Below are 25,025 nucleotides of genomic sequence, written 5' to 3' on the forward strand. Positions count from 1 at the left end.
GTCATCCTCGGAAAAACGCAACGTCGGATAGATTTCCGAGTCGCGGTTTTTCTTCACTCAAACTGAATATACGCACCCCAAAGGACGCATGTTCGTGGATCGGCATCGAATTCCGCCGCAGGTAGCCGACCCGTCGCTTTCGTTTCGCTCGACCGTCGGATCATGGGGCGACCCCTTGCCGCAAACCGGCCAGCAGGGCGGGGAGGGGCCCGAAATCGAGGACCGCATCCCCCAGGCCGGCGACGCAGCGAAGCCCATCGCTGAGCCAGGATCGGGGCATATCGGGGGATCCCAGCGGGAGGCCGGCGGCGTTCGGGGTGAAGGCCGGCAGGACGATCGTCGTCGGGCCGACCAGGAAGCAGGGGGCCGTCAGCCCCTGGGCCCGGAGGACCGGGTGATGGTGCCCCGAGATCGTCCGTTCGCCCGCGATCGGCCGGTGGCCGTGGGCGATCGTCCAGCCGGCGACTTCGACCGACGCGGGCGCCGGGGATCGCCTCGGGTCGTGGTTCCCCTGGATCAACTCCGGCCGCACCCCCCGGCGAGCGAGCCAGTCGACCATGCCCCGGACGTCGGCCGCGGTCCGAAGGCACGGCTTGGCCGACTCGACGAGATCGCCGGCGATCACCAGCCGGTCGACCTCCGGGACGCGATCGAACAGGGTGGCCAGCTTCGCCAGGGTCTCCCGGAGCGAGTGGGCGGGCAGGCAGTCGCCCCCCCGAGCGCGGGCCCACTCGTAGCCGAGGTGGACGTCGGCGATCACCGCGACCCGCTCCCCGGGATGGATCGCGGCCCCCTCGGGCGCGAGCTGCCAGCCGTCGGGCCCGGCGATCATCGGGGCACCAGCCGTTCGTGGAGCCGCCGGAGGGCGTCGGCGGGGGTTTCGTACCGGACAGGCTCCGGCCCGCCCGGGTCGATCCAGGCCGAGGCGAAGGGGGAGGGCCCGTCGAGCTGGCGGAACCGGACCCGAGGCCGACTCTCCAGCCAGGCCCGCGCCGTGGGGGCGTCCAGGATCTCTTCGAGAACCTCGCGGCGGGTCTCGCGGAGCAGGGGATGGTCGGGGCAGGCGGCCTTGACCAGGGGGTAGAGCCGTTGGGCGACCCAGAGCAGGCCGCCGACCTTGGTCCGTCCCCCCTCGGGCCGGCGCAGGACCATCAGGGCGGTGGCCGCGACGTGGCGGAACCGCCGCGCCGGCAGTTCGCCGCGATCGAGCCCTTCCAGCACGTCGTCCTCGAAGCCATCGGCGACGAGCAGCCCGGCGACATCTCCCGGCTTGATCTCGGCCCCCTCGGGCAGGGCGATCGACCAGCCGAGGTCGGCAACGACCAGCTGGAGGTCCCGGCCGAATCGCCGGCCCAGGCGGGCGGCCACGGCCCGGCCGGTCGCTTCGCAAGCGGGCCGGCCGAGCGGGGCGTGGAAGGCATAGATCAGCCCGCCCCCCTGGAGATCGGGCACTTCCTCGACCAGGACCGCATCCTCGCCGGGGATCTCGCTGACCTGCTCCTGGGCGGCGAACAGGGCTTCGAGGACGCCGACCTCGTCGATCCCCAGGTGATGCCCCTCGCCCAGCCAGGCGCGGAGCGCCGAGGGGCCTTCGGCGAGGATCGACCCGGCCTCGGACCGGAAGCGAGACAGGTCGCGGGCCAGCTCGGCCGACAGGCCCTGGCGATCGCTCGACCAGCGCGGCAGGTTCGGCTCCCCCCCGGTCGCGCGGGCGTGGACGGTCAGGCCGTCGAGCCGGACGAACTCCAGGGCCCGGCCATCCAGGATGAACCGGTCGCCGGGCTGGAGCTTCTCGGCATACGCCCCCTCCAGACTCCCGATCACCCCGGTCTCCAACTGAACCCGGACCGACTCCTCGGAGGTGATCGTGCCGACGTTGGACCGGAACCAGCGCGGGATCAACCCGTTGCGGACGCCGAACAAGCCGTTCTTCTTCCAGATCCGGGGCGCGGTCCACCTCGGGGTCGATCCCGGCTCGGGCTCGTAGGCGCCCGGCGGTGCGGCGAGTTCCCCGGCGAGGAAGGCGAGGCAATCGTCGAAGTCTCTCCGCGACAGGTCGGCCATCGTCGAGGACCGCCGTACCAGCGCGAACGCGTCGTCCGACGCCCACTCGCCGCCGCAGGCCATCCCGATCAATTGCTGGCAGAGGACATCCAAAGGCCGGAGGACCGGGCGGAGCGGCTCGACCTGCCCGAGCCGGGCCGCATGGGCCGTGACGACCGCCCCGGCCAGCTCGGCGGGGGTGGCGGCGAGCAGCCAGCCCCGGGTAGCGATGTCGACCGCGTGCCCGGCCCGGCCGACTCGCTGGAGGCAGCGCGACACACCGCCCGGCAGCCCGACCAGGACCGACAGGTCGGCCTGTCCGATGTCCACGCCCAGTTCCAGGCTGGTGCTGGTGACCACCGCGCTCAGCTCGCCGGCCTTGAGCGACGCCTCGACCTGACGGCGCCGCTCGGCGTCGAGCGCCGAGTGGTGGGCGGCCACCTTGTCCCCGAGGTCGTGTTTCAGGTCGTGGGTGATCTTCTCGGTAAACGCCCGGGTGTTGGCGAAGATGACCGTGGTCCGGGCCCGGTGGGTCGCGTCGCGGAGCTTGCGGAGCAGTCGGCGGTACGTCAGACCGCGATGCGGCGCTTCGTCGGCCTTGAGCAGCGAGGCCACCTCGATTTCCAGGCCCGGCGAGCCCTCGGGCGGGGCCGCCTCGACGACGCAGCAAGCTCGATCCGGGCCGACGAGATACCGGGTCACGATCTCGGCCGGGCGGCAGGTCGCGGACAGCCCGATCCGGCTTGGGTCCACTGCCGCTCTGGCCGCGATCCGTTCGAGCGAGACGCTGAGATCCGCCCCCCGCTTGGTCGGCACCAGGGCATGAACCTCGTCGACGATCAGGTGGCGGACCCCGCGCCAGGCGTCGTGCCACACGGCCTGGCTGAGCATCAGCGACAGGCTTTCGGGCGTGGTGATCAGGAGGTGGGGCGGCTCGTCGCGGAGCTTCCGCCGATGGTAGGCCGACGTATCGCCGGTGCGGACCCCGATCGTCACCGGCGACTTCGCCAGGCCCAGGTCGCGGCGGATCGCGTCGAGGGGATCGGTCAGGTTCCGCTCGATGTCGTAGCCCAGGCTCCGCAGCGGCGAGACGTAGAGGCAGCGGAGCCCCGGCGTGAGCGTCCCGGCGGCATGTTCCCGGTAGAGCCCGTCGATGATCGCCAGGAATGCGGCGAGGGTCTTGCCCGTCCCCGTGGGCGAGATCAGGAGCGTATTCTCGCCGTCACCGATCGGGGGCCACGCCAGGCGCTGGGCCGGCGTGGGCCCGTTCGGGAAGGTCCGCGCGAACCAGTCGCGCACCGGTCCGGCGAGCGCACCGAGCGGGTCCGCGATGTCGACTCCCGGCATGAGCATCCTTCTCGATCATCTCGGGATGGGGGCGGCATTCCATCTTATCCCACCCCGCCCCGGCCGGTCGAGTCCGACCGCGTCAGGCATCCCGGATGAAGTCGGCCGCATAGGATCGCACCACCTTACCGTTGAGGACGTGGAATCGGCGGAGGCGTTCGATCAGCTGTCCGCCGAACCGCCCGAGCGGCAGGTGGACGATCTTCCGGCCGTAGCGGCTGGCCAGCCGCCGCCACGCGGCCGAAGGGGGCTTCGCCGAGACGACCGCGACGTGCTTCTCCCGGCTGTGCAAAAAGGCTCCGGCCAGGAGCCGGTCTTCCAGGGTGTCGGCGAAGTCGAGCCGGGGGTCGTCCCAGAGGTCGGGGATCGGCCGGGGCGGGAAAAGGAACAGGGCCCCGCCGTAATCGGCCTGCGCGATCCCGGGGCCGACCAGCGTCTTCATCGGATCGGTGGCGAAGAAGGCGAGCGTCGATTCCTCGGAGTGCTCGGCGTACCAGGTCGTGCGGTTGGTGTAGACCCGGGGGTCGGCCGGGGTGTCGAACAGGAAGACGACGGCCTCGATCGACCCCCGGCTGGGGGGCAGGACCTTCACGTAGAGGTCGCCGGTGTGCCAGTTCCGCAGCGTTTCGCGGATGTCCAGGCCGTCCATCACGCTCGACGTGAACTTCTCGGAGCGGGCGAGGTCGGCCCCGAGGATCGCCTTGGCCTGATCGCGGACGTGGCGCTGGAAGCTCTCGATCCGGTCGTCTTCGGGCGGCCAGGAGCACATCCCATAAGGGTTCCAGCGCTGTTGCCACCGGGCCTTGTCGCGATCGGCGGGCTTGGTCTTGAGCTGGCACGATCGCCACGACAGGGCCTGGCCGGGCAGGCGGCTCACCATCCGGCCCGTCCCCCAGATCGGCACCTCGGCGCGATCGACGCCGATCCGGACCGAGGCATCGAACACGCCATCCCCCTCGTGCGGATAGGTCCGTGCCGACTCGGCGATGGCCAGGGCGAAGTCGTCGCCGGCCGTCTGCTGGGCCGCGACGACGAGGGAGTAGAGGTCGGGAGTCAGCCGCCGCTCGATCAGCGAAAGGTTGCGGACGTACCGGAAGTAGACCGAGAGCAACTGCGGGGTGACCCGGGCGGCCACCCTGGGGAGCTTCTGCTTCAGGGCGTCGCGGGCGTGGAGCACCATCTCCTTGACGCCATCGACCGACAGATTGTCGTCCGGGGTCAGTTCGCGCCGGCCCCTCTCGTAGAGCCCCGTCAGGAAAGGCAGTTCGCCGAGGACGAAGATCAGCGTCTTGGGATCGACCCCGAACGTCCGGATCGGGGCGAAGAACGGCGCCGGCTCGTCGACCTCGACCTGCCTCTCGTAGGCGTCGCGGATCCAGGGCCAGTCGGCCAGCGAGCAGACCAGGAGGATCGACTCGTGAACCGCTTCCAACTCCCTCAAGCGGGCCGCCATCCAGGCGATCCGGTCGGCATGCTGCCCCGGTTCGGGCGGGGGCAGGGCGGGCAGCAGGGCCGCGGCGAATCCTTCGGGGCTCACCACCTTCAAGGCATACGGGTCGGGATAGGTCGCTTCCGACGCCTCGAACCGGGGCGTCTCCCGATCGATGAACGCCCGCGCCATCCGCTCGCCCATCGCCAGCCGAAGGGCCGCGATCACCCCCTGGCAGGGGTCGATCGGGACGTAGCTGAACCCGCCCTCCTCCGGCTCTTCCTCGTCATCCTCGGCGTCGGCATCCCGCTGGACGACGACCGAGATGACCGGCAACTGCTCGATGGCGGCCTCGACATCCTCCTGGAACGATGGGGGCAACGGCACCGCCACGCAGTCATATCGTCGCGACAGGAGTTCCTCCCGAACCCTCACGGCGCAGTCGCCCGAGCCGTGGATGATCGGCATGACCCGGACGCGAGTGCCGATCCGGAGGAAGTCATCAGCGGTGGGGCGAGGCGGCATCTGATATGGCTCCTGGAAGCCCCGTTTCACCCGATCGAGGACCCTGCCCTGGCGGACGCCAGCGCCAGTTCCCAGACTCGGTCGAATTCGGCGCGGGAGATCATTCGAGGTTGGAATTGGGGATCGAGGGCGATCTCTTCCGGCGGTGGGATCGGCTCCAGCCCGAGCCGGGTTGATTCCGAATTCCTTTGCGAATCGGCGAACCCAAAGGTCCCATCCCGGAATCGCTCCACCTTGCGAAGTTCCTGGGACTGCTCATCGAGTTCGCTGAACAGCTCGATCGGTTCGTCGGGGAAATCATGCAGCCAGACCACGCGGAGATAACGCATCATGAGCCCCGTCTGGATTCAGGTGGTGCGGAGTTCTCGCCGAATCCGACGAGCCGCCGCCCCAGTTCGAGCGGCCGAACATTCGGGATCACGCAGACGCCGGGGCGGCCCCAAATCAGTTCCAGCCCTTCCACCTCGATCGCGATATAGTGGGTGAACTTTCGACCCTGGAAGGGCTGGTTCAGAGACTCCCGGGATAACTGGGCCGGAGTCTTGGTTCCCGGAACCACGTTCGAGAGGTACTGCCCATCACCGTAGCGGACATCTTGCGGATTGGCCGCCGCGGTCGAAGCGAGCAACCGGCCCGATTCCAGGATCGCACGCATCCCTTTCGCATCCGTGTAATGATACAGGATCATCGATCAATCATCGTCTTCGTCCTCGTCGTCCGCGTCGGGGTGGAGCGGGTCGTCGGGGTCGAAGAAGAGGTCGCCGAGGCCCATCGGGGAGTGCTGGCCGCCCATCGCGCGACGCTTGCGGCGGGCGAGGTCTTCGAGGTCGGCCGCCTCGTCGCCGAGGACGCAGGCCAGGGACTCGCGCCAGGCGGCATCGCGGCCGAGCGGGTGATCCGGGTCCTGGGCCATCCGCTTGAGGGCGTAGCGGAGGAGGTTGATCCCGTCCCGGGGTGAGAAGTCGAGCTTCAGCTCGTGGGCTTGCTGGAGGAAGTCGACCGTCAGGGCCAGCAGCTCCGGGGCGGCGAACGGGAGATGGTACTGGAGGATCTGCATCTCGTCGTCGCGGTCCGGGAAGCCCAGGCCGAGGGTGGGCTGGAGCCGCGACAGGATGTAGTCCGGGACCTCGTAGGTCGACTCGTCCTCGTTCATGGTCACGCAGCAGCGGAAGTCGGGGTGGGCGGGGATCGTGATCCCGGCCACCACGCTCTCGACGTAGCGGCGATGGTCGAGCAGCGGGGCGAGGCTGGCCCACGACTTCTCGTTCATCCGGTTCCCCTCGTCGAGCACGCAGACGCCGCCGGTGAGCATCGCCGCCACCAGGGGGGAGGCGTGGTAGGCGATCTTGCCCGACTCGGCCAAAACCGGAGTCACCAGCAGGTCTTCCGGCCGGGTGTCGGCGGTGCACTGGTTGATGTAGAGCGGCTGCTTGCGGAGTTTCGCCGCGGCCATGGCCAGCGTCGTCTTGCCGATGCCCGGCGGCCCGACCAGGCGTGGCGAGAGGGGGCGGTCGCGGGGGTCGACCACCAGCCAGCAGGCGAGGAGTTGCTTCAGGACCTGATCCTGGCCGATCCAGCTCTGATCGGTGGCATCCGGGGGGCTGAGGTGCAACGTCACGCCGCCCACCTCGACGGTCCTGGATTGGGTCGGAATAGCCATGAGTCTCCGGTGGCGAACGACCGTCCGGTCGGGGCGGCCTCGCGATGGCGGCCCGATCCCCATCCGGCATCTCCCCAATGTAACGGATTGTCCGGACCCTAACGAGGGTGCGACCCGGGGATGTTCGGTCGCCTCCACGCCGGGCGGTCCGATCTCCGGACGATCGGCAGGATCCGCTTACATCCCCCCCGGTTAGGGTCGCGCGGGCCGACCGCTCGCCGGCCGACCTTGGCGGTTGCGTCGGCCCTGAGGGGCCGGCATAATGGCGGTTTTCTCCGGTCCCCGACGAGGCGAGCGGGGTTCTGATGGGATCGAGGGATGACGACGCGATGCCTACGCCCGTGATGATCGAGGCCCACAACCTCACCAAGCAGTTCGGTCCGTTCATGGCAGTCCGGGACGTTTCGTTCTCGATCCCCAAGGGGGAAGTCGTGGCCTTCCTGGGGCCCAACGGGGCCGGCAAGACCACCACCATGCGGCTCCTGACCGGCTTCGTCGCGCCGACGCGCGGCTGGGCCCGGATCGCCGGGATCGACGTCCAGTCGGATCGGATCGGCGTGGCCCAGCACCTCGGCTACCTCCCCGAGAACGGGCCGCTCTACACCGACATGACCCCGATGAGCCTGCTCAAGTTCTTCGGCGCGGCCCGCGGCCTGGATCGGCCCACGCTGGCCCGGCGGATCGACGCGGTCATCGATCAGTGCTCGCTGGACACGGTCGCCTACAAGCCGATCGGCAAGCTCTCCAAGGGGTATCGCCAGCGGGTGTCGATGGCCCAGGCGATTTTGCACGACCCCGAAGTCCTGATCCTGGACGAGCCGACCAGCGGCCTGGACCCGAACCAGATCCGCGGCGTCCGCCAGCTGATCCGCGAGCTGGGGCAGAGCAAGACCGTGCTGGTCTCCACCCACATCCTCCAGGAAGTCGAGCCGATCGCCGGCCGCGTCCTGTTCATCCACGACGGCCGACTGGTCTTCGACGGCAAGCCGAGCGAGATGATGGCCGGGGGCAAGACCCTAGAAGATCAGTTCCACGCCCTGACCGCCGAACCCGCCAAATAACCCGGACGTAATTAAGCAAAACCGGGGCAAGCCCGGGGATCGAGGGGCTTCCTGGCCTTTCTCCCCGCCGGTGCCCCGTCGAATCCATTGCCCCGACCCGCCTCTGATCCCCCCCGAGCCCGTCGGGACTGCGAGGAGCCACGGTGAGCAGCCGCAACAATCGCAACCGCAGCAACCAGAATAAGAACAACCAGAATCAGCCCAAGGCGGCCCCGAAGCCGCCCGCCCCGGCATCGGCCAAGCCGCCGGCGCCGGTCGACGTCCCCCTGCCTCCGGCACCGCCGGCCTCCGCCGCGACGGCCCCGGCCGGGCCGGCCCGGCCCGCGTCCCAGCCGATCCCGCCGCGCCGTTCCTCCGGCTGGCCGCTCCGGCCGCACGTGATCGGCGCGATCTTCGGTCGGAACTTCCTGAGCTATTTCAGCAACCCGGCCGGCTACGTCTTCATCACCCTGTTCGTGCTGGTCGGCGCCTGGGCGGCGTTCTGGCGGCCCGAGTTCTTCGCCAACAACCTGGCGAACCTCGGCACCCTGAACGAGTGGATGCCCTATCTCCTCCTGTTCTTCATCCCGGCGATCACCATGAGCGCCTGGGCCGAGGAGCGGCGGCAGGGGACCGACGAACTCCTCTTGACGCTCCCCGCTCACGACATCGAGGTCGTGCTGGGCAAGTACCTGGCGGCGTTGGGCATCTACACGGTGGCCCTGATGTTCTCGCTGACCCACGTCGCGGTCCTGGCGTGGCTGGGCTCGCCCGACCTGGGGATCATGGCCTCGACCTTCCTGGGCTACTGGCTGATGGGCGCGATGATGATCGCCATCGGCCTGGTGGCGTCGCTGCTCTCGTCCAACGTGACGGTCGGCTTCATCCTGGGCGCCCTGTTCTGCGCCATCCCGGTGTTCGCCGGGCTGGTCGGCCTGCCGTTCGGCCCGTCGGTCCGCACAGGCATCGAGGATCTTTCCATCCCGTCGCAATTCCGCGACTTCGGCGAGGGCAAGATCCCGGCGTCCGGGCTGTTCTACTTCCTGTCGATGGCCGCGGCGATGCTGTTCCTGAACATGATCCTGCTCGGCCGTCGCCACTGGGCGGGCGGGGAGCGGAGCAAGGGCCTGTGGGCCCACTCGCTGATCCGGGTCGTCGCCGTGGTGGCAGCGCTGGTCGGCGTCAACACCATCGTCAAGGCCACCGGCCTGCACCACGACAACAGCCTGGAGAAGCTGTTCACGCTGAGCGATGAATCCCGGAAGCTCATCAAGGAAATCCCCGCCGATCGCCCGGTCTACATCCAGGCCTACATCAGCCCGGAAGTCCCCCGCGACTACATCCAGGCCAAGAACACGCTGGTCGGCCTGCTCCGCGAATATGCGTCGGAGGGTGGCAGCCGGATTCACCTGAACATCGTCGAGGCCGAGCCCTACTCCGAGGCGGCCCGCGATGCCCAGAAGCGGTTCGGCATCGAGCCGCGTCCGGTCTTCAGCGCCGAGGAAGCCCGTCAGTCCCGGTCGGAGATCTTCCTGGGCGTGGCCTTCACCTCCGGTCTGGAGGAGGTCGTCGTCCCGTTCTTCGACCCCGGACTGCCCATCGAATACGAGCTGACCCGCTCAATCCGGGTCGTGAGCAAGAGCGGGCGGAAAAAGATCGGCATCCTCGCGACCGACGCCAAGATGCTCGGCGGCTTCGACTTCCGGTCGATGGGCCAGGACCAGGAATGGCCGTTCGTCACCGAGTTGAAGAAGCAGTACGAGGTCAGCTCGGTGGCCGTCGATGCCCCGCTGCCCAACGACATCGACGTGATGCTGGTGGCCCAGCCCTCCTCGTTGAATCAGAAGCAGATCGAAGACCTGACGGCCTACGTCAAGGCCGGGCACCCGACCCTGCTGTTCCTCGACCCGCTGCCGATGTTCAACGCCCAGCTCGCCCCGGAGGTCCCCAAGCAGCCGCCCGGCGGCCCGTTCGGCGGCGGCCAGCCGCCCGAGCCGAAGGGGGATCTCAAGCCCCTGCTCGACGCGCTGGGGATCGATTGGCCGACCACCGAGATCGTCTGGAACCCGTACAACCCGCTGGCCAACATCCCCGAACTCCCGCCCGAGTATGTTTTCGTCGGCAAGGGGAGCGGCGGCGATGACGCCTTCAACCCCAACCAGTCGGCCACCTCGGGCCTGCAGGAAGTCGTCCTGATGTTCGCCGGCACGCTCCGTCCCAAGGGGAGCAGCCCGGAGTTCACGCCCTTGCTGACCGTCGGCGACCTGGGCGGGACGATCTCGTTCGGCGAGACCGTCCAGCAGAGCTTCATGGGCGTGGGTGGGTTCAACCCCAACCGTCGTCACATCCCCTCGGGGATGGGCTACACCCTGGCCGCCCGCGTCGACGGCAAGCCGGCGACCGCCGCGCCCGCCGATCCGGCCAAGAAGGATGCCGATGCCAAGGTCCCCGACGTCCACGCGATCGCCATCGCCGACCTCGACCTGATCAACGAGCAATTCTTCGAGATCCGGCGCCGCAGCAACGAGAACCCGCAGCTCAACTTCGACAACATCTCATTCGTGCTAAATTGCGTGGACGTCCTCGCCGGGGACGAGGCCTTCGTCGGGCTCCGCAAGCGGAGGCCCAAGCATCGCACCCTCTCCTGGCTCGAGCAGCAGAGCCGGGCCTTCATCGTCGAGGCCCAGCAGGCTTCGAAGCAGGCCGAGGAAGAGGCCCGCAAGGAGCTGGATGAGGCCCAGGCCAAGCTGGACGAGGCCGTCGCCAAGGTCCGCGACGAGAAGGACATCGACGAAAGGACCAAGGAAATCCGCCTGGCCAACCTCCAGGCCGCCGAGAATCGCCGGCTCGACGTCAAGAAGGCCGCCATCGAGGACCAGAAGCGGGTCAGGATCCAGGACGGAAAGACCGCGATGGAAACCTCGATCCGCAAGATCCAGAATCGGGTCCGCACGGCCGCCATCGTGATCGCCCCGCTGCCGGCGCTGATCCTCGCCCTGTTCGTCTTCTTCGTTCGCGCCGGGCGTGAGAACCGCGGGGCCAAGCCCAGCCGCCTGGCCTGAGCCCCCGCCGTGTTCCTCGTCGTCAACGAAACCCTTGGAACGCATCGACCCGCGCGAGAGACCCCGACGATGAATCGCGAGATGTCCAAGACCCTGGTGTTCGTCGCCGTCGCCGTCGTGATGATCGGCGCGGCGTACTTCACCCACGCCGACCGATCGGTCACGTCGTCGGCCTTCGACGACCAGGGGCAGAAGTTCTTCCCCGAGTTCACCGACCCCAACGCCTGCACCACCCTGGAGGTCGTCGACTACGACCCGGCGACCGCCGACATCCTCCCCTTCAAGGTGACGCTCAAGAACGGCAAGTGGACCATCCCGTCACACTACGACTATCCCGCCGACGCCAAGCAACGGCTCGTCGATACCGCCTCGGGCGTTCTGGACCTGCACAAGGACTCGATCCGCTCGGATCGGACCGAGGACCACGCGGACTTCGGCGTGATCGACCCGCTCGACACCAAGGCCACCGCCAGCCTCAAGGGGATCGGCAAGAAGGTCACCCTCCGCGACGCCTCCGACAATGTGCTGGCCGAGTTCATCATCGGCCAGCCCGTGAAGGACCATCCGGAGCAGCGGTACGTCCGCGTCCCGGGCCAGAAGCGGACCTACGGCGTCAACGTGAAGGTGGATCTCTCGACCCGGTTCGCCGACTGGATCGAGACCAACCTCCTCAAGCTCGACGCCTCCAAGGTCCACCGGGTCGTGATCGACCACAAGAAATTCGACCCGGACACCGGCCGCCTGATCCCCGGAGAAGTGGTCACCCTGACCCGCAAGGATGCGTCGAGCCCCTGGGCCCTGGAAGGGATGCCCGAGGGGAAGGAGACCAACACCGAGACCCTGTCGGCGCTCACCACCGCACTGGCCGACCTCAAGATCGCCGGCATCCGGCCCAAGCCGGAAGGGCTCACGGGCGACCTCAAGGAGGCCCCCGGCGAGGTCAAGCCGACCACGCGCCAGGCCCTCCTGTCTCTGGTGGCCAAGGGGTTCTACCCCACCAAGCAAGGGCTGCTCTCCAACCAGGGCGAGGTGACGGTTTCCACCGATGAAGGGGTGGTCTACACCCTGCGTTATGGCGAGGCCTTCTTCGGGGCCGGCAACGAACTCTCGTCGGGCGAGACGAAGTCGGCCGAGGCCGAGAAGGGGAAGGACGCGACCAAGGACAAGCCCCCGGGCGCGACCGAGGGCCGCTACCTGTTCGCCACCGCCGCGTTCGACCCCAGCCTGATCCCCCCGCCCAAGCCGCCGACCGGCGATGCGGCCTTCCCCGACGACCCGTTCCACTACGACGAGGGGGATTCGAAGATCCTCGTCGAGAGCCAGGCGGAGAAGGACCGGGTCGCGGCGCTCCAGGCCGAGCAGGACAAGGTGATCGCCGACGGCCAGAAGAAGGCCAAGGAACTGAGCGACCGGTTCGCCCCCTGGTACTACGTGACCCCGAACGAGGGCTTCCGGGCGATCGTGCTCGATAGCGCTTCACTGATTCGGGACAAGGGGTCCAAGCCGGCCGGTCCCGCCGGGGGCATGGGCCTGCCGGGCGGCCTGGGTCTGCCCGAGGGGCTGAATTTCCCGGGCGGGATGGGCGGCGGGCGGCCCATCAACCCCCATTGAAATCGATCCCTCGACGCGTGAAGGCGGGGCCGGGCGGCGAACCCGCCCCGCCTCACCCTTGTCGATGGGGCGTCCACACGTCACAATAGCCGCTTGCCTTCCGCCGGCACCCCCGAGTCGCCGGCGCAACGGCCGGTCATTCCTCCAGGGAGTCGTCGTCGCGATGGGGTCGCAGCCAGGCCAATCCTCCTCCAGTCCGTCCGCACGCCACGTCCTCTCGGCCCTGGTCCAGAACCAGCCGGGCGTCCTGGCCCACGTGTCGGGCATGATCGCGTCGCGCGGGTTCAACATCGACAGCCTCGCCGTCGGCGAGACCGAAGATGCCCACCTGTCGCGGCTGACGGTCGTCGTCCACGGCGACGATCGGACCCTAGAGCAGATCCGCAAGCAACTCGAGAAGATCGTGACCGTGGTCAAGGTCCTCGACCTTTCCCGCGAAGACTTCGTCGAGCGGGACCTGATGCTGATCAAGGTCGACGCGCCGCCCGCCCAGCGCGGCGAGCTCCAGAGCCTGGTGCAGATCTTCCGGGGCCGGATCGTCGACGTCTCGCCCGACCAGATCATGGTCGAGATCTCCGGCCAGGAGCGGAAGATCGAGGCCTTCATCGAGGCCGTCCGCCCCTACGGGATCCGCGAGCTGGCCCGCACCGGCCGGATCGCCCTGGCCCGCGGCGGCGACCTCGCCGACCCCGACATGCAGCAGCCGGTCGTGCTCGACCTCGAAGAGGCCCCCGCCGTCGTCGGCCACTCCAGCCTCTGATGAACCGTCGCGGTGGCCGGCGTGATGCCGGGCCCCGGGGCGATGGTCCTCCTCGTCGGATCCCGGCGGGGGCGATCGTCGGCCCTCGGCGACCCGGGACGATCGGCGACGACGCGGGCGGCCAGCGCCGCCCCCCGTCGCACCGGCCGAGCCGGCCCCGTTGGACCCCCGCCCGCGACTCCGTCCGCTGACCCCTCGCTTTCCTTTTTCCGAGAGATTCGCACTGATGCCGGCCACGATGTTCTACGACCAGGATGCCGACCTGGGGCTGCTCAAGGGCAAGACGATCGCCATCATCGGCTATGGCAGCCAGGGGCACGCCCATGCCCAGAATCTTCGCGACTCGGGCTGCAACGTCGTGGTCGGCCAGCGGCCGGGCTCTGCCAACTATGACCTGGCGGTGAAGGACGGCTTCAAGCCCGTCTCCGCCGCCGAGGCCGCCAAGCTCGGCGACCTGGTCAACATCCTCCTGCCCGACGAGGTCGCGGCCGAGGTCTACGAGAAGGACATCAAGCCGAACCTCAAGCCGGGCAACCTGCTGCTCTGCTCGCACGGCTTCAACATCCACTTCGGCCAGATCGTCCCGCCCCAGGGCGTCGACAGCGCCCTGATCGCCCCGAAGGGCCCCGGCCACCTGGTCCGTAGCGAGTACGTCAAGGGGGGCGGCGTCCCCTGCCTGATCGCCTCCGGCGAGGGCTGCACCCCGGCCGGCACCGCCCTGGCCCTGGCCTACGCCAAGGGGATCGGCGGGACCCGCGGCGGCGTGCTCCAGACGACCTTCGCCGAGGAGACCGAGACCGACCTGTTCGGCGAGCAGGTCGTCCTGTGCGGCGGCGTGTCGGCCCTGGTCAAGATGGGCTTCGAAACGCTGATCGAGGCCGGCTATCAGCCCGAGTCGGCCTACTTCGAGTGCATGCACGAGCTGAAGCTGATCGTCGACCTGATCTATCAGGGCGGCCTCAACTACATGCGTTATAGCATCTCCAACACGGCCGAGTACGGCGACTACACCCGGGGCCCCCGGATCGTCACCGAGCAGACCCGCGCCGAGATGAAGAAGATCCTCGGCGAGATCCAGTCGGGCCAGTTCGCCCGCGAGTGGATCCTCGAGAACAAGGCCGGCCGCCCCGGCTTCCTCGCCACCAAGCGCCGCGAGCGCGAGCATCCGATCGAGCAGGTCGGCAAGCGGCTCCGCGGCCTGATGAGCTGGATCGATAGCAAGACGGTCTGATCGCCTAAGCCTCCGCGCCCGCCGCGTCGGGAGACGACGCGGCGGGCCCATCCCTTGCCGGACCCGGGCCATGGCCGACATCGAGCAGAAGGTCGCCGAGAATATCCAGGGACGCTTCTTCGTCGACGCGACCTGCATCGATTGCGAGTTGTGCCGCGAGACCGCCCCCAAGAACTTCACCCGCCAGGATGACGGCGGCTACAGCTACGTCAACCACCAGCCCGAGACCTCCGAGGAGGAGGCGGCCTGCCTGTTCGCCCTCGAAGAATGCCCCGTCGAGGCGATCGGCGACAACGGCTAGACCGGCCCGGGCGGCCTCCAGGAGCGATTGGGCCGGCGCCAGCGGATCCGGGCCAGGATCGTGTCTCCCTTCCAGCCATCCTTCGGCCTCTCCTCGCCCACCGTCACCCACGACTCATCCGGCGAGACGTCGAGGGTGTGGAAGTTGCCCATCCGGGCCACGCGATCGGGTTGGTTCGCCGGGTCGCCCGCCAGGGGCACGACCACCCTCTCCGACGCCCGCACCAGGCGAAGCGTCCGGGGATCGACCTCGGCCACGAAAAGGGGCGCCCGCCAACGCATCACCCGGGCGTTCGCCTCGGTCTTGCGGGTATAGACCAGGAACAGCCCGTCCGAATGGGTCAGCCAGTGCTGCTGGGTCGTGGACAGGGACAGGGGCGATCCATCATCCCAGCACCACGCTTGCCGGGGCGCCCACCGGAGGCCATCCTCCGAGACGCTGACATAGCCCCGGTCGTCCTCGGCCCGGATGGTCATGAAGTAGCGGCCCTGGAATCGGGCGAGCGAGGGTTCCAGCAGACCGCGGCGGATCGGTAGCTCCAGCGTGTTGCCGACGGTGCGAATCCGGAGGTCACGCCCATCGAAGCCACACCGGGCGGACGTGACCGAACGATCTTCGCGGCCATCGGCCCCGAAGGTCAGCGGGACGAGGATGTCCCCGTCGTCCAGCACGAGGCGTTGCGAGCACCCGCAGGAATAGATCATGGACGCCCGGAGGTCGTCCCAGCGCAGGGGTTTCGGGTCGGACCATCGGCCTTCCGGGGATCGGACGACGTAGATCGGCCACCGCTTCGGCTGGGGTTTTTCCAGGACGCCATCGCGATAGACCACGTTATGGCCGATGGCCAGCACGGTCCCGGTCGGCGGGTGGAATTCCGGGACCACGTCGCAGACCCCGGACTCCCGGCCGCTCCCCAGGTCGTTCCGTCCCAGCCCGGGGATCGACTCGGGACGAGACCACGTCTTTCCCAGATCCGAGGAGATCGTCCACTGCACCGGCCCGAACACGTCGGAGCCGCTGATCGACTGGACGGTCATCAGGACGTGCGACCCCTCGACGCCCGGGACCAGGCAGGGACGCGGGTGGAACCAGGTGCCGCCGTCTCGGCGTCCGGGAACGATCACGTCCCGATCGATGCTCGCGATCGGGCCGGTTGCGAATTCGTCCCGGAACATCCCGGGCATCAGGGCCGAGGCGGTGAACGCCCGCCCGCCCAGATCGAGGAACCGTCGGCGATGCATTGTAGCGGTGGGCCCAGGTCGAGTCATAGCGCCCCCGATGGGTCTTCGAGCCCCTCCCGGGGCCTGGCGTTGGCTTCGATTTTGCGCGGCCCGGACATCGGCGTCAAATGGCGATTGGCACGGCCCATCGCCACGCGGCGAGGATGAAAACTGTGGTCGATCGGAGGCCGAGCCGTTAGGCTGGGCCCAACAATTCATGGGGTTGCGGAGGTCGGCGATGGACTGGGACGGGTTGAGGAAGCGGGAATTCCCCGTCGCGGAGCGTTGGGCCTATTTCGATCACGCTGCCGTCGCCCCGCTCCCCCGGAGGTCCGGCGAGGCGATCCGATCGTGGGTGGCCGACCAGGAGTCCAACGGGGTCGTCCACTGGCCGAACTGGGGTCGGAAGATCGAGGAGGCCCGCGCCAATCTCGCCCGCCTGATCGGCGCCGAGGTTTCGGAGATCGCCTTCATCCCCAACACCACGACCGGCATCGGGATCGTGGCCGAGGGATTCCCCTGGAAGCCGGGCGATTCGGTCGTGACGGCCGCCGAGGAATACCCCTCGAACCTGTATCCCTGGATGAACCTCGCCGATCGGGGCGTCTCGCTCCGGACGGTGCCGACCCGCGATGATGGGCGGATCTGGGTCGAGGACCTGGCCGACGCCATCGACGGCTCGACCCGGCTACTGACGATCAGCCACGTCGAGTTCGCGTCGGGGTTCCGCAACGACCTCGACCGACTCTCGGAGCTTTGCCGCGAGCGTGGCGTGGCCCTGTTCGTCGACGCGATCCAGGGGCTGGGGCCCTTGACCCTCGACGTCCGCCGCACCCCGATCGACTTCCTGGCCGCCGACGGGCACAAGTGGCTGCTCGGCCCCGAGGGGGCGGGGGTCCTTTATCTGCGAAGCGACTGGATCGAACGACTCCGGCCGATCGGGGTCGGCTGGAAGAGCGTGGTCTCGTCGTACAACGTGGCGGGGGCCAAGTTCGCCCTCCGGCCCGGCGCCGAGCGCTGGGAGGGGGGCTCGTTCTCGATGGCCCCGCTCCAGGCGTTCGCGGAGGGCATCAAGATGTTCCTGGAGATCGGCCCGGAGGTCGTCTCCGAGCGGATCCTCGACCGGGCGGAGGCCGTCCGCGAGTTGGCCCGGTCGGCCGGGTGGACGATCGCCGGATCGGCCCGGCCCGAGGATCGATCCGGGATCGTCGCCCTGGAGCATCCGTCGGTCGACCCCGACGCCTTCGCCCTGGGCGTGCGCGACCGGGGGATCGCTCTGGCCTGCCGCCGGGGCCGGGTGCGGGTCAGCCCCCACATCTATAACGACGCCGACGATCTCGGGCGGCTCGCCGAGGCCCTGGCGTCGGCCCAGACCATCGCGGGGCGTGCATGAACCGGCCATCGATCGACCCGTCGCGCGTGGCCGTCTTCACCGGCACGTTCGACCCCTTGACCCTCGGCCACCTCGACGTGATCGGCCGGGGCCGGCTCCTGTTCGATCGACTGATCGTCGGGATCGGCGTGAATCCCAACAAGCAATCTTTGTTCACTGTCGAGGAACGCGTCGCGCTAGCCCGCGAGGTCGTGGCCCCGTTCCCCAACGTCGAGGTCGAGGCCTTCGAGGGGCTCACCGTCCACTTCGTCCGCCGGATCGGGGCGCGGGTCATCCTCCGAGGTGTCCGGACGCTCTCGGACATGGAATACGAGTTCTCGATGTCGATCACCAACGCCCGGCTCGACCCCACGCTGGAGACCGTCTTCCTGATGGCCGACGGCGAGTACTCGCACATCTCCAGCAGCCTGATCCGCCAGGTGGCCAAGTTTGGCCAGGAGGATGCGATCCGCCTGTTCGTGCCAACCGAGGTGGTCGGGCCGGTGATGCGGAAGATCCAGGAAACGGCCGCCCCTTGAAGATCCCCGAACCTCTGCGACGATGAGCCTCCGCCCATGACGAACCACTTCCGACTCGTAGCGGTCCTGATGGCCTTCACCTGGGTCGGCTCGACCGCCCATGCCGAGCCCGCGCCCAAGGGCCCGATCTCGGTCGAGATCGGCCCGAGCAAGGCCCGCGCCTCGTGCTGGCTGGCACCGTCGGTGCGGAGGGTCTACCCCGCGACCCGGCCCGGATCGGCCGAACTGAGCCTGCTCGCCGCCAGGAACGGCAAGGTCTCCTTCCAGGTGTGCGTCCGCAACGAGAGCCGGGTCGGGATCGGCTTCGATTGCTCCCTGGTCGGGGCCGATGACCTGAAGCCTCGGGTCCGCCAGGTCGGCCTGGTGCCGCTCGGCCACGTCACTCCCAACACCGATCTCGCCGACCTGGAAGGCGCCGAGCATGGGCCCGGGCTGGTCCCCGACCCGCTCCTTCCCGAGTCCCGCGTCCTCACCGGCCCGGACGAGAGCCGGTCGTTCTGGGTCTCCCTGCGGATCCCGCCCGACGCCACGCCGGGACCCCGGACGATCACGGCCCGACTCATGCCATTCGGCGGGACGGAAGCGGACCGGATCGAATTGCCCGTCGCACTGGAGATCGCACCGCTGGTCATCCAGCCCCGACGCGACTTCCCGGTGATCCACTGGTGGCGCGGAGAGGCGACCTGGGATCAGTATCAGACCGGGATGTTCGACGACCGCTGGTTCGACCTGACCCGCGCCCAGCTCGAAAACATGCTCGACCACGGCTCGGACGTGGTTTATGTGCCCATGTTCTTCGACCGCCGCGAGACCTTCCGGCGACCGTGCCAGTTGCTGATCGTCGAAGAGACCTCGCCGGGCGTCTACAAGTTCGACTGGTCGCGGGTCAAGAAGTTCACGGATCTGTGCAAGCAGATCGGTTTTACCCGATTCGAATGGTCCCACCTCTGGATCTACTGGGGGGCCGAGAACCCGGTCCGGGTCTACACGGCGGATGGCCCCGACAAGTTCAGGATGCTCTGGCCGCCCGAGATCAGCGGGTTCTCGGAGACGTTCCTCGGCTTCCTCCGCCAGTTCCTGCCCGAGTTCAAGGCGTTCCTGGACCGCGAGGGATTGCTCGAAACGTCGTACTTCCACCTTTCCGACGAGCCCGGGGAAGGGCAGCACATCGCCAACTACAAGAAGGCCCGGCAGATCCTCAGGGATCTCGCCCCCTGGATGAAGGTGATGGACGCCCTGAGCGACATCGAGTACGGTCGGCAGGGCCTGACCGATCAGCCGATCCCATTGGTGTCGTCCGCCCAGGCCTACATCGACGCCAAGATCCCGCACTGGGTCTATTACTGCTGCGCCCCGCGGGGGCCCTGGATCAATCGCTTCCTCGACACGCCCCTGACCAAGATCCGGGCCTCCGGATGGCTGTTCTATCGCCTGGGGGCCCGGGGCTTCCTCCACTGGGGCTTCAACTACTGGCATCGCCTGGAGACCGAGACGCTCGTCGATCCGTTCCGCGATGCCTCCGCCGGACTTTATCCATTGATCCCCTATGGCGACCCCTTCGTGATCTATCCTGGGCCGGATGGGCCGATCGACTCGATCCGCTGGGAGGTCTTCGCGGAGTCGCTCCAGGATTACGCGATCCTCCAGACGGCGGGGATCTCGCCCGACGATCCCCTCCTCGCCGAATTCAAGACGTATGCGGAATTTCCTCGCGGCGAGGAGTGGTTGCAGAAGGCTCTGGAACGCGTCCTGAAGGGCACCAACTCCCGCTGACTGTCCCAGGCGGCATGGCCCGGTCGTTTCAGCCGAACGAGACGTGGCGGATCGCGATCGGGCCGGCCGTGGGGTCGGTCGACTTGACCGACAGGATGTTGTCGACCACCGTCACCGGCCCCTGGATCTTGACGTTCCGCCACCGCAGGGCGATGTGGCCGAGACCGCCGCCGGAGAACTGGCCCCCGGCCAGGATGCCGTCGTTCCGGGCTCGCCGGACGATCTCAGGTGCGCGGTCGGGCGGTGCGATGGTGGCCGGGATCGGCCCCGAGGGATCGCCGATCGGGGCTCCGCTGTGGAAGGCCACGTTCTCGACGTTGATCGGCCCCGTGGCCGTCCCGGTCACGTTCACCGAGAGCGAGTTGTGGACCACGGTGACGGGACCGGCCACCTTGACGTTGCGCCACTGCATGCCGATGTCGCCGAACCCGCCGTCGTTGAACTGCTCCCGGGACAGGATCCCGCTGTTGGTCGCGGCGTTGACGGCCGTCGCACCGGAGGCCAGCCCCGTCGCGGGGCGGCTGGATTGCGGAAATCGGACATCCTCGAAGGTGACGCGGGTCCCCGCGCCAACCTGCATGATGTTGTTCACGACCAAGAGCCCGTACCGTCGCGTGGTCCGGTCCCACTGGAGATAGACGGAGGTGTCGGCCGTCCCCGTCGCCTGGCGGGAGATCAGGACTTGATCCCTCGCCCGGACCGATCCGGGTGAGGCCGTGGCCGGATTGCCGAACGCGACGTTCGAGACATTGACGCCGGCCAGACCGGACCCTTCGGGCTGGATCGACAGCGAGTTGTGGACGACGCGGACCTGACCCTTCACCTCGACGTCCTGCCACTGGAGGCCGACGTCGCCGAAACCGCCGTCATTGAACTGCGAATCGCGGATATCCCCGCTGTTGGTGGCTTCGTTTTTCGCGAACGGGTTGACGAACGAGCGGGTCCGGGCGGGCAGGGGGGCCGTGACCGGGTTGCCATCGCGGCGAATCTTTGGGAGGTTGTCGGGGAGGGTCCGCCTGGTCGTGAACGTCGGCGCGGGCAGGTCGGCCGGGTCGGCGGGGAAGCGGATGTCGCGGACCGTGATCCGCCCCTGGCCGGCGTTCTCGGGCTGGACCGAGAGCGAGTTGTGGACCGTGCCGACCGCGCCGACATGGACCCTCCGCCACTGGAGGCCGATGTCGCCGAATCCTCCGTCGTTGAATTGCGACCGTGTCAGGAGACCGCTATTGGTCGCGTCGTTGGTCCCAACCCCGGTCGGCGGGGGGGCGGTCGCGCCTGTCCCGGGACCGGTGTTCCCGGCCACGGGCGGCGGAGGCGTGCCGACGGAGTCCGAAGGCCGACCACGACCGAAGGCGAGATTGGTCGCGTTGATCGCCCCCGTGTTGGCGAGCCTGGGTTGGATCGAGAGCGTATTCGCCGACGCCGCGACGTTCCCGCGGACACCGACCTTCGACCACTGATAGCCGACATCGCCGAACCCGCCATCATTGAACTGGCTGTCCAGGATCCGACCCGAGTTGGTCGCATCCAGCGGGTTGATCGGCCGTCCTTCGCGGACGACGCCGGGATTCGCATCGTGCGAGACATCCGTCGCGGTCCTGGGATTCTGCACCAGCCAGCGTTCCAGACCGACCCCGACCGAGCCCCGCACCCGCACGCCTCGGAACTGCAGGCCCACCTTGCCGAATCCGCCGTCGTTGAACTGCGAGTCCCGGATCAGCCCGGTGTTGACCGAGGCCGGCCCCCGGACGATCCCGTTACCCGATCCGACGCCCGGCGACGGACGGTTCACCAGCAACGCGGGCCCGGGAGTCCCGTCGGGGTTGCGGACGAAGGTTTGCGAGGAAGCGAGCACATCGCCCCCGACCTGGACCCGTCGCCACTGGACGCCCACGTTGCCGAACCCGCCGTTGTGGAACTGGGAATGGATGATATCCCCCGAATTCGTCGGCTCGCCCGGCGGCCCTCCCACGCCCGGCCCCTCGGGGCTGGTCGACCCCGCCCTGACGATCGACTCGTCCCGGACGTTGATGGCCAGCGCCCCGGCGATGCTCACTTTCTCCAGCATCGCCCCGAAGCCGAAGAAGGCGCCGTCCGCGTACTGAGATCGCTCGATGTTGCCGGTGTTGGAAATCGGCGTGAACCTGGGCGACGGATCCGGCGTCGCAGCCGCGCCGGCATCGATCGAGAGCGGGCCGCCCAGGGTGAGCAGACGCCACTGGGCGGCCACTTCGGAGAAGCCATCCACCTGGAACTGGCTATCGCGGATGAACCCGAGGTTACCCGGGACCCGGGGCGCGGCCGACGTTCCTGCATCGACGGCCTGGACCTTCGCGGCCCCTCGCTGCCAGCGGGACACCTCGGCGGGCACGCGGGCTCCGGCCACGGACAGGAGCGATCGCGCTTCCAGGCGATCCCAGAGCGGCGACCTTTTCGGCACAGGCTGGGTCCGGCCCATCGCGGTCATCTACCTGGTCCAGTTGTCGAAGGCCGCCGACCCTGTACGGGATCAAGCGAGATACCGAAACGGAGCTTGCTCGGGACGACATGGCGGTCGCTTCGAGCCTCGCCACCGGCCCGACGGCGCATGCCAAGCCGGGACCGACCACCGGGCCGATGGGCTTCAAGCAGGCATTTCAGGAAACATAGGACACGCAGGCCGGATCCGCCGGCAATCCAGGCCGAGGGCTCGATTTCATCGAGGGATCATCGGGCGACGATCCCCCGAGGATCGGTCGCGGCCGATGACGATCCGCGCCGACCACCATCGGAATCGTTCTAAGTCCAGGCGTTCCCCAATCGGCGCGGTCCGCATCGTGGGGTCCGGCGGGGGAGCCTCACTCGTCCTCGGCCGGCTTGCCGTTGGTCAGGCGGGAGCGCAGGTAGGAGGCCCGGGCGACGTTGCGTTCGTCGACCTCCAGGGGCGACCCCTGGATCTTCTGGAGGTGGGCGGGCTGGGTGTGGATGAACAGCTCGTTGACCGTGGCGATCTCCAGGTCATCGATCAGCCCGAGGTTGATCCCCATGCGGATCTTCGAGAGGAGGAGCATGGTCTCCTCGCTGGAGATCGTGTGGGCCGTCTTGAGCACGCCGTAGGCGCGGCTCACCTTGTCGTGGAGATGCTGCCGGCGCTCGCTGACCAGTTGCTGGCGGGCCTTGCGCTCGTAGTCGATGATCTGGGGCACGACCTCGGTGAGGTTGCGGATCAGCTCCAGCTCGCTCTTGCCCAGGGTCTGCTGGTTGGAGATCTGGTAGAAGTCGCCGAAGGCCTGGGTCCCCTCGCCGTAGAGCCCGCGGACGGCGAGGTTGATCTTCTGGAGGGCGCGGAACACCTTGTCGATCTGCTTGGTCTCGACCAACGCGGGCAGGTGGAGCATCACGCCGACCCGGATGCCGGTGCCGACGTTGGTGGGGCAGGCGGTCAGGTAGCCGAGCTGGGCGCTGAAGGAGTAGGACAGCTTCTCTTCGAGCTGGTCGTCGACCTGGTTGATCCGGTCCCAGACCTCGTGGAGCGACAGGCCCGACATCATGACCTGGATGCGGAGGTGATCCTCCTCATTGACCATGATCGAGACGTTCTCGTGGGGGGCGATCGCCACCCCGCGCGGGCCATCGGCGTTGACCAGCTCGCGGGAGATCAGCTGGCGCTCGTTGAGGAACAGGGCGTCGAGTTTGCTCATCGCGTTGACGTCGAAGAAGCGGAGGTCGGCGCCGACCTGGCCCAGGCTCCCCTTGACGATCGACTCGATCTCGGCGCGTTCCATCCGGTTGGCCCGGTTGATGAACGGGAAATCGTTGAGGTTGCGCGCCAGCCGGATGCGCGAGCACATCACGATGTCGCTCTCCGGCCCGGTGCCGCGGAGCCATTCGCCGGAGGTGCGAGTCAGGTCGTCCAGGTTCATCGGTCGGCGTCCTTGGGGCGGAGCTGGTCGCGGAGGCTCGCGGCCCGTTCGTAGTCTTCGAGGGCGATCGCGGTGCGGAATTCGGAGCGGAGTCGGAGCCGGGGCCGGTCGGCCGCCTGGGCGGGACGCCGGGGGGCCTTGCCGACATGCCGGGTCGCCCCGTGGGCCCGGGCGACCAGCGGCTGGAGGCCCCGGGCGAAGACGAGATAATCGGTCGGGCAGCCGAGGCGCCCGGTGGCCCGATACTCCATGAAGCGGAGGCCGCAATCGGGGCAGGCCATCTCCGCCAGCTCGCCGACCAGTTCGCCCACGTGGGCGATGATCAGGCCCTGGACCGCGGCGTCGAGCCCGAGCGGCGGCGGGGCTTTCGGGAGCACGAGCCCGGCGGCGCGGGCGCACTTCGGGCAGAGGTGGAGTTCGCGATGGCGGCCGTCCACGGTCTCGGTCAGGTGGACCGCCGCCTCCTCGCTGCATCGCTGGCAAGTCATGAGGCCACACGCCCGGGGGGGCGTCCCCCGATCAACGGCCCATCTCCTGCTCGATCGCCTTGATCTTGTCGCGGACCCGGGCGGCCATCTCGTAATCCTCGGCGGCGACGGCCCGCCTCAGTTCGTTGCGGAGCTGGATCAGCTCGGTCTGCCGGACCGGATCGCGCGGGGCGCGATGGGGGACCTTGCCGGTATGGCGGGTCTCCTCGTGGATGTTCTCCAGGAGGGGCATCAGCTCATCCCGGAACACCTCGTAATCGTAGGGGCAGCCGAGCCGGCCGGTGTTGCGGAACTCCTGGAAATTGATCTGGCAGACCGGGCAGGTCTGCTTGTCCACGGACGAGCCCGATTCGCGAGGCGCCTCGAAGCCGCCCTGGCCGAGTTTCTCGGCCAGCAGGCTGATGTCGGCCTTCTCGCCGGCCTCGGGGCCGGGGGCGAGGTGCTGCCGAGCATGCTCGTCGCAGAAGTGGAATTCCTTGGGGTTCCCACGCTCGATATCGGTGATGTGGAAGGTGGCCGGCTTGGAGCATTTCTGACACTTCATCACAATCCTCCTCCGTTCCGGCGGGGCCGGTGCCCCGCCTCACACCCCGAATCGCCAGGCTTCGTCGGGACTTGGGGGATCGTGGTTGGCAGTTTTTATTGTAATCGCCCCCCCCGACCTGTCAAGCAACCCAGGCACGCGATTGGTCCGGGTCGCCCCGACGACCCGCAATGCTTAA

20 protein-coding genes are annotated in these 25,025 nt (G+C 68.4%); 9 read left to right on the top strand and 11 right to left on the bottom strand.

Annotation, left to right across the window (positions count from 1 at the left end; genetic code table 11):
• Window positions 1-160: 160 nt before the first annotated feature.
• From TA3x_RS14870 to TA3x_RS14895, 6 genes are all read right to left on the bottom strand, one after another.
• Window positions 161-832 carry a metallophosphoesterase gene (locus tag TA3x_RS14870; RefSeq protein ID WP_435015436.1) on the bottom strand — a complete coding sequence of 224 codons (672 nt, stop codon included), beginning with the start codon at window positions 830-832 and terminating at the stop codon, window positions 161-163.
• Complete coding sequence (locus tag TA3x_RS14875; RefSeq protein ID WP_435015437.1) at window positions 829-3,396, bottom strand: DEAD/DEAH box helicase; 2,568 nt, start codon at window positions 3,394-3,396, stop codon at window positions 829-831. The genes TA3x_RS14870 and TA3x_RS14875 overlap by 4 nt, the downstream gene beginning before the upstream one ends.
• A 76-nt stretch (window positions 3,397-3,472) precedes the next feature.
• Window positions 3,473-5,344 carry a hypothetical protein gene (locus TA3x_RS14880; RefSeq protein ID WP_435015438.1) on the bottom strand — a complete coding sequence of 624 codons (1,872 nt, stop codon included), beginning with the start codon at window positions 5,342-5,344 and terminating at the stop codon, window positions 3,473-3,475.
• Between the two features lie 26 nt (window positions 5,345-5,370).
• Complete coding sequence (locus TA3x_RS14885) at window positions 5,371-5,676, bottom strand: DUF6881 domain-containing protein (protein ID WP_435015439.1); 306 nt, start codon at window positions 5,674-5,676, stop codon at window positions 5,371-5,373.
• Window positions 5,673-6,032 (bottom strand): HYD1 signature containing ADP-ribosyltransferase family protein, encoded by a 360-nt coding sequence (locus TA3x_RS14890; RefSeq protein ID WP_435015440.1) that lies wholly within the window; start codon window positions 6,030-6,032, stop codon window positions 5,673-5,675. The genes TA3x_RS14885 and TA3x_RS14890 overlap by 4 nt, the downstream gene beginning before the upstream one ends.
• Before the next feature lie 3 nt (window positions 6,033-6,035).
• Window positions 6,036-7,004, bottom strand: coding sequence for an AAA family ATPase (locus TA3x_RS14895; protein WP_435015441.1), 969 nt, complete (start codon window positions 7,002-7,004; stop codon window positions 6,036-6,038).
• Window positions 7,005-7,333: 329 nt separating this feature from the next.
• Here TA3x_RS14895 and TA3x_RS14900 point away from each other — a divergent pair, with 329 nt between their 5' ends.
• From TA3x_RS14900 to TA3x_RS14925, 6 genes are all read left to right on the top strand, one after another.
• Window positions 7,334-8,065, top strand: coding sequence for an ABC transporter ATP-binding protein (locus TA3x_RS14900; RefSeq protein ID WP_435015442.1), 732 nt, complete (start codon window positions 7,334-7,336; stop codon window positions 8,063-8,065).
• A 143-nt stretch (window positions 8,066-8,208) separates the two neighbouring features.
• On the top strand, window positions 8,209-11,106 hold the full coding sequence (locus TA3x_RS14905) for a Gldg family protein (RefSeq protein WP_435015443.1): 2,898 nt from the start codon (window positions 8,209-8,211) through the stop codon (window positions 11,104-11,106).
• 69 nt (window positions 11,107-11,175) lie between these two features.
• Window positions 11,176-12,717 carry a DUF4340 domain-containing protein gene (locus TA3x_RS14910; RefSeq protein WP_435015444.1) on the top strand — a complete coding sequence of 514 codons (1,542 nt, stop codon included), beginning with the start codon at window positions 11,176-11,178 and terminating at the stop codon, window positions 12,715-12,717.
• A 163-nt stretch (window positions 12,718-12,880) separates the two neighbouring features.
• Window positions 12,881-13,477 carry an acetolactate synthase small subunit gene (gene ilvN, locus TA3x_RS14915; protein ID WP_435015445.1) on the top strand — a complete coding sequence of 199 codons (597 nt, stop codon included), beginning with the start codon at window positions 12,881-12,883 and terminating at the stop codon, window positions 13,475-13,477.
• A 226-nt stretch (window positions 13,478-13,703) separates the two neighbouring features.
• Window positions 13,704-14,708 (top strand): ketol-acid reductoisomerase, encoded by a 1,005-nt coding sequence (gene ilvC / locus TA3x_RS14920; protein ID WP_435015446.1) that lies wholly within the window; start codon window positions 13,704-13,706, stop codon window positions 14,706-14,708.
• 70 nt (window positions 14,709-14,778) lie between these two features.
• On the top strand, window positions 14,779-15,009 hold the full coding sequence (locus TA3x_RS14925) for a ferredoxin (RefSeq protein WP_435015447.1): 231 nt from the start codon (window positions 14,779-14,781) through the stop codon (window positions 15,007-15,009).
• On the opposite strand, the gene TA3x_RS14930 is transcribed toward TA3x_RS14925, so the two are convergent.
• Complete coding sequence (locus tag TA3x_RS14930) at window positions 15,006-16,250, bottom strand: sialidase family protein (RefSeq protein ID WP_435015448.1); 1,245 nt, start codon at window positions 16,248-16,250, stop codon at window positions 15,006-15,008. The genes TA3x_RS14925 and TA3x_RS14930 overlap by 4 nt on opposite strands.
• Before the next feature lie 217 nt (window positions 16,251-16,467).
• On the opposite strand from TA3x_RS14930, the gene TA3x_RS14935 reads away from it, so the two are divergent.
• From TA3x_RS14935 to TA3x_RS14945, 3 genes are read left to right on the top strand one after another with little or no spacing between them, the layout of a single operon-like run.
• A complete protein-coding gene (locus TA3x_RS14935) occupies window positions 16,468-17,622 on the top strand; it encodes an aminotransferase class V-fold PLP-dependent enzyme (RefSeq protein ID WP_435015449.1) in 1,155 nt (384 codons plus the stop codon).
• Window positions 17,619-18,140 (top strand): pantetheine-phosphate adenylyltransferase, encoded by a 522-nt coding sequence (gene coaD / locus TA3x_RS14940; RefSeq protein ID WP_435015450.1) that lies wholly within the window; start codon window positions 17,619-17,621, stop codon window positions 18,138-18,140. The genes TA3x_RS14935 and coaD overlap by 4 nt, the downstream gene beginning before the upstream one ends.
• A gap of 36 nt (window positions 18,141-18,176) precedes the next feature.
• A complete protein-coding gene (locus tag TA3x_RS14945) occupies window positions 18,177-19,913 on the top strand; it encodes a DUF4091 domain-containing protein (RefSeq protein WP_435015451.1) in 1,737 nt (578 codons plus the stop codon).
• Window positions 19,914-19,941: 28 nt separating this feature from the next.
• Here the strand turns inward: TA3x_RS14945 and TA3x_RS14950 are convergent, their stop codons facing one another.
• The 4 genes from TA3x_RS14950 to TA3x_RS14965 all read right to left on the bottom strand — a co-directional run bounded on the left by TA3x_RS14950 (window position 19,942) and on the right by TA3x_RS14965 (window position 24,847).
• Complete coding sequence (locus TA3x_RS14950) at window positions 19,942-22,380, bottom strand: hypothetical protein (protein ID WP_435015452.1); 2,439 nt, start codon at window positions 22,378-22,380, stop codon at window positions 19,942-19,944.
• A gap of 370 nt (window positions 22,381-22,750) precedes the next feature.
• Entirely contained in the window at window positions 22,751-23,815 is a 1,065-nt protein-coding gene (locus TA3x_RS14955) for a protein arginine kinase (protein ID WP_435015453.1), read from the bottom strand.
• Complete coding sequence (locus TA3x_RS14960) at window positions 23,812-24,303, bottom strand: UvrB/UvrC motif-containing protein (protein ID WP_435015454.1); 492 nt, start codon at window positions 24,301-24,303, stop codon at window positions 23,812-23,814. The genes TA3x_RS14955 and TA3x_RS14960 overlap by 4 nt, the downstream gene beginning before the upstream one ends.
• A gap of 31 nt (window positions 24,304-24,334) precedes the next feature.
• Window positions 24,335-24,847, bottom strand: a complete 513-nt coding sequence (locus tag TA3x_RS14965) for a UvrB/UvrC motif-containing protein (protein ID WP_435015455.1) — start codon at window positions 24,845-24,847, stop codon at window positions 24,335-24,337.
• Window positions 24,848-25,025: the final 178 nt, after the last annotated feature.

This window comes from Tundrisphaera macrotermitis (assembly GCF_051175315.1).
Taxonomy (GTDB): Bacteria; Planctomycetota; Planctomycetia; order Isosphaerales; family Isosphaeraceae; genus Tundrisphaera.

What these genes read in the sequence shown, in the direction of transcription:
- TA3x_RS14910 (WP_435015444.1), top strand. Translation starts at nt 11,176, where the DNA reads ATGAATCGCGAGATGTCCAAGACCCTGGTGTTCGTCGCCGTCGCCGTC.
- TA3x_RS14965 (WP_435015455.1), bottom strand. Translation starts at nt 24,847, where the DNA reads ATGAAGTGTCAGAAATGCTCCAAGCCGGCCACCTTCCACATCACCGAT.
- TA3x_RS14875 (WP_435015437.1), bottom strand. Translation starts at nt 3,396, where the DNA reads ATGCTCATGCCGGGAGTCGACATCGCGGACCCGCTCGGTGCGCTCGCC.
- TA3x_RS14935 (WP_435015449.1), top strand. Translation starts at nt 16,468, where the DNA reads ATGGACTGGGACGGGTTGAGGAAGCGGGAATTCCCCGTCGCGGAGCGT.
- TA3x_RS14885 (WP_435015439.1), bottom strand. Translation starts at nt 5,676, where the DNA reads ATGATGCGTTATCTCCGCGTGGTCTGGCTGCATGATTTCCCCGACGAA.
- TA3x_RS14895 (WP_435015441.1), bottom strand. Translation starts at nt 7,004, where the DNA reads ATGGCTATTCCGACCCAATCCAGGACCGTCGAGGTGGGCGGCGTGACG.
- TA3x_RS14925 (WP_435015447.1), top strand. Translation starts at nt 14,779, where the DNA reads ATGGCCGACATCGAGCAGAAGGTCGCCGAGAATATCCAGGGACGCTTC.
- TA3x_RS14870 (WP_435015436.1), bottom strand. Translation starts at nt 832, where the DNA reads ATGATCGCCGGGCCCGACGGCTGGCAGCTCGCGCCCGAGGGGGCCGCG.
- TA3x_RS14955 (WP_435015453.1), bottom strand. Translation starts at nt 23,815, where the DNA reads ATGAACCTGGACGACCTGACTCGCACCTCCGGCGAATGGCTCCGCGGC.
- TA3x_RS14950 (WP_435015452.1), bottom strand. Translation starts at nt 22,380, where the DNA reads ATGACCGCGATGGGCCGGACCCAGCCTGTGCCGAAAAGGTCGCCGCTC.
- TA3x_RS14930 (WP_435015448.1), bottom strand. Translation starts at nt 16,250, where the DNA reads ATGCATCGCCGACGGTTCCTCGATCTGGGCGGGCGGGCGTTCACCGCC.
- TA3x_RS14890 (WP_435015440.1), bottom strand. Translation starts at nt 6,032, where the DNA reads ATGATCCTGTATCATTACACGGATGCGAAAGGGATGCGTGCGATCCTG.
- coaD (WP_435015450.1), top strand. Translation starts at nt 17,619, where the DNA reads ATGAACCGGCCATCGATCGACCCGTCGCGCGTGGCCGTCTTCACCGGC.
- ilvC (WP_435015446.1), top strand. Translation starts at nt 13,704, where the DNA reads ATGCCGGCCACGATGTTCTACGACCAGGATGCCGACCTGGGGCTGCTC.
- ilvN (WP_435015445.1), top strand. Translation starts at nt 12,881, where the DNA reads ATGGGGTCGCAGCCAGGCCAATCCTCCTCCAGTCCGTCCGCACGCCAC.
- TA3x_RS14945 (WP_435015451.1), top strand. Translation starts at nt 18,177, where the DNA reads ATGACGAACCACTTCCGACTCGTAGCGGTCCTGATGGCCTTCACCTGG.
- TA3x_RS14880 (WP_435015438.1), bottom strand. Translation starts at nt 5,344, where the DNA reads ATGCCGCCTCGCCCCACCGCTGATGACTTCCTCCGGATCGGCACTCGC.
- TA3x_RS14900 (WP_435015442.1), top strand. Translation starts at nt 7,334, where the DNA reads ATGCCTACGCCCGTGATGATCGAGGCCCACAACCTCACCAAGCAGTTC.
- TA3x_RS14960 (WP_435015454.1), bottom strand. Translation starts at nt 24,303, where the DNA reads ATGACTTGCCAGCGATGCAGCGAGGAGGCGGCGGTCCACCTGACCGAG.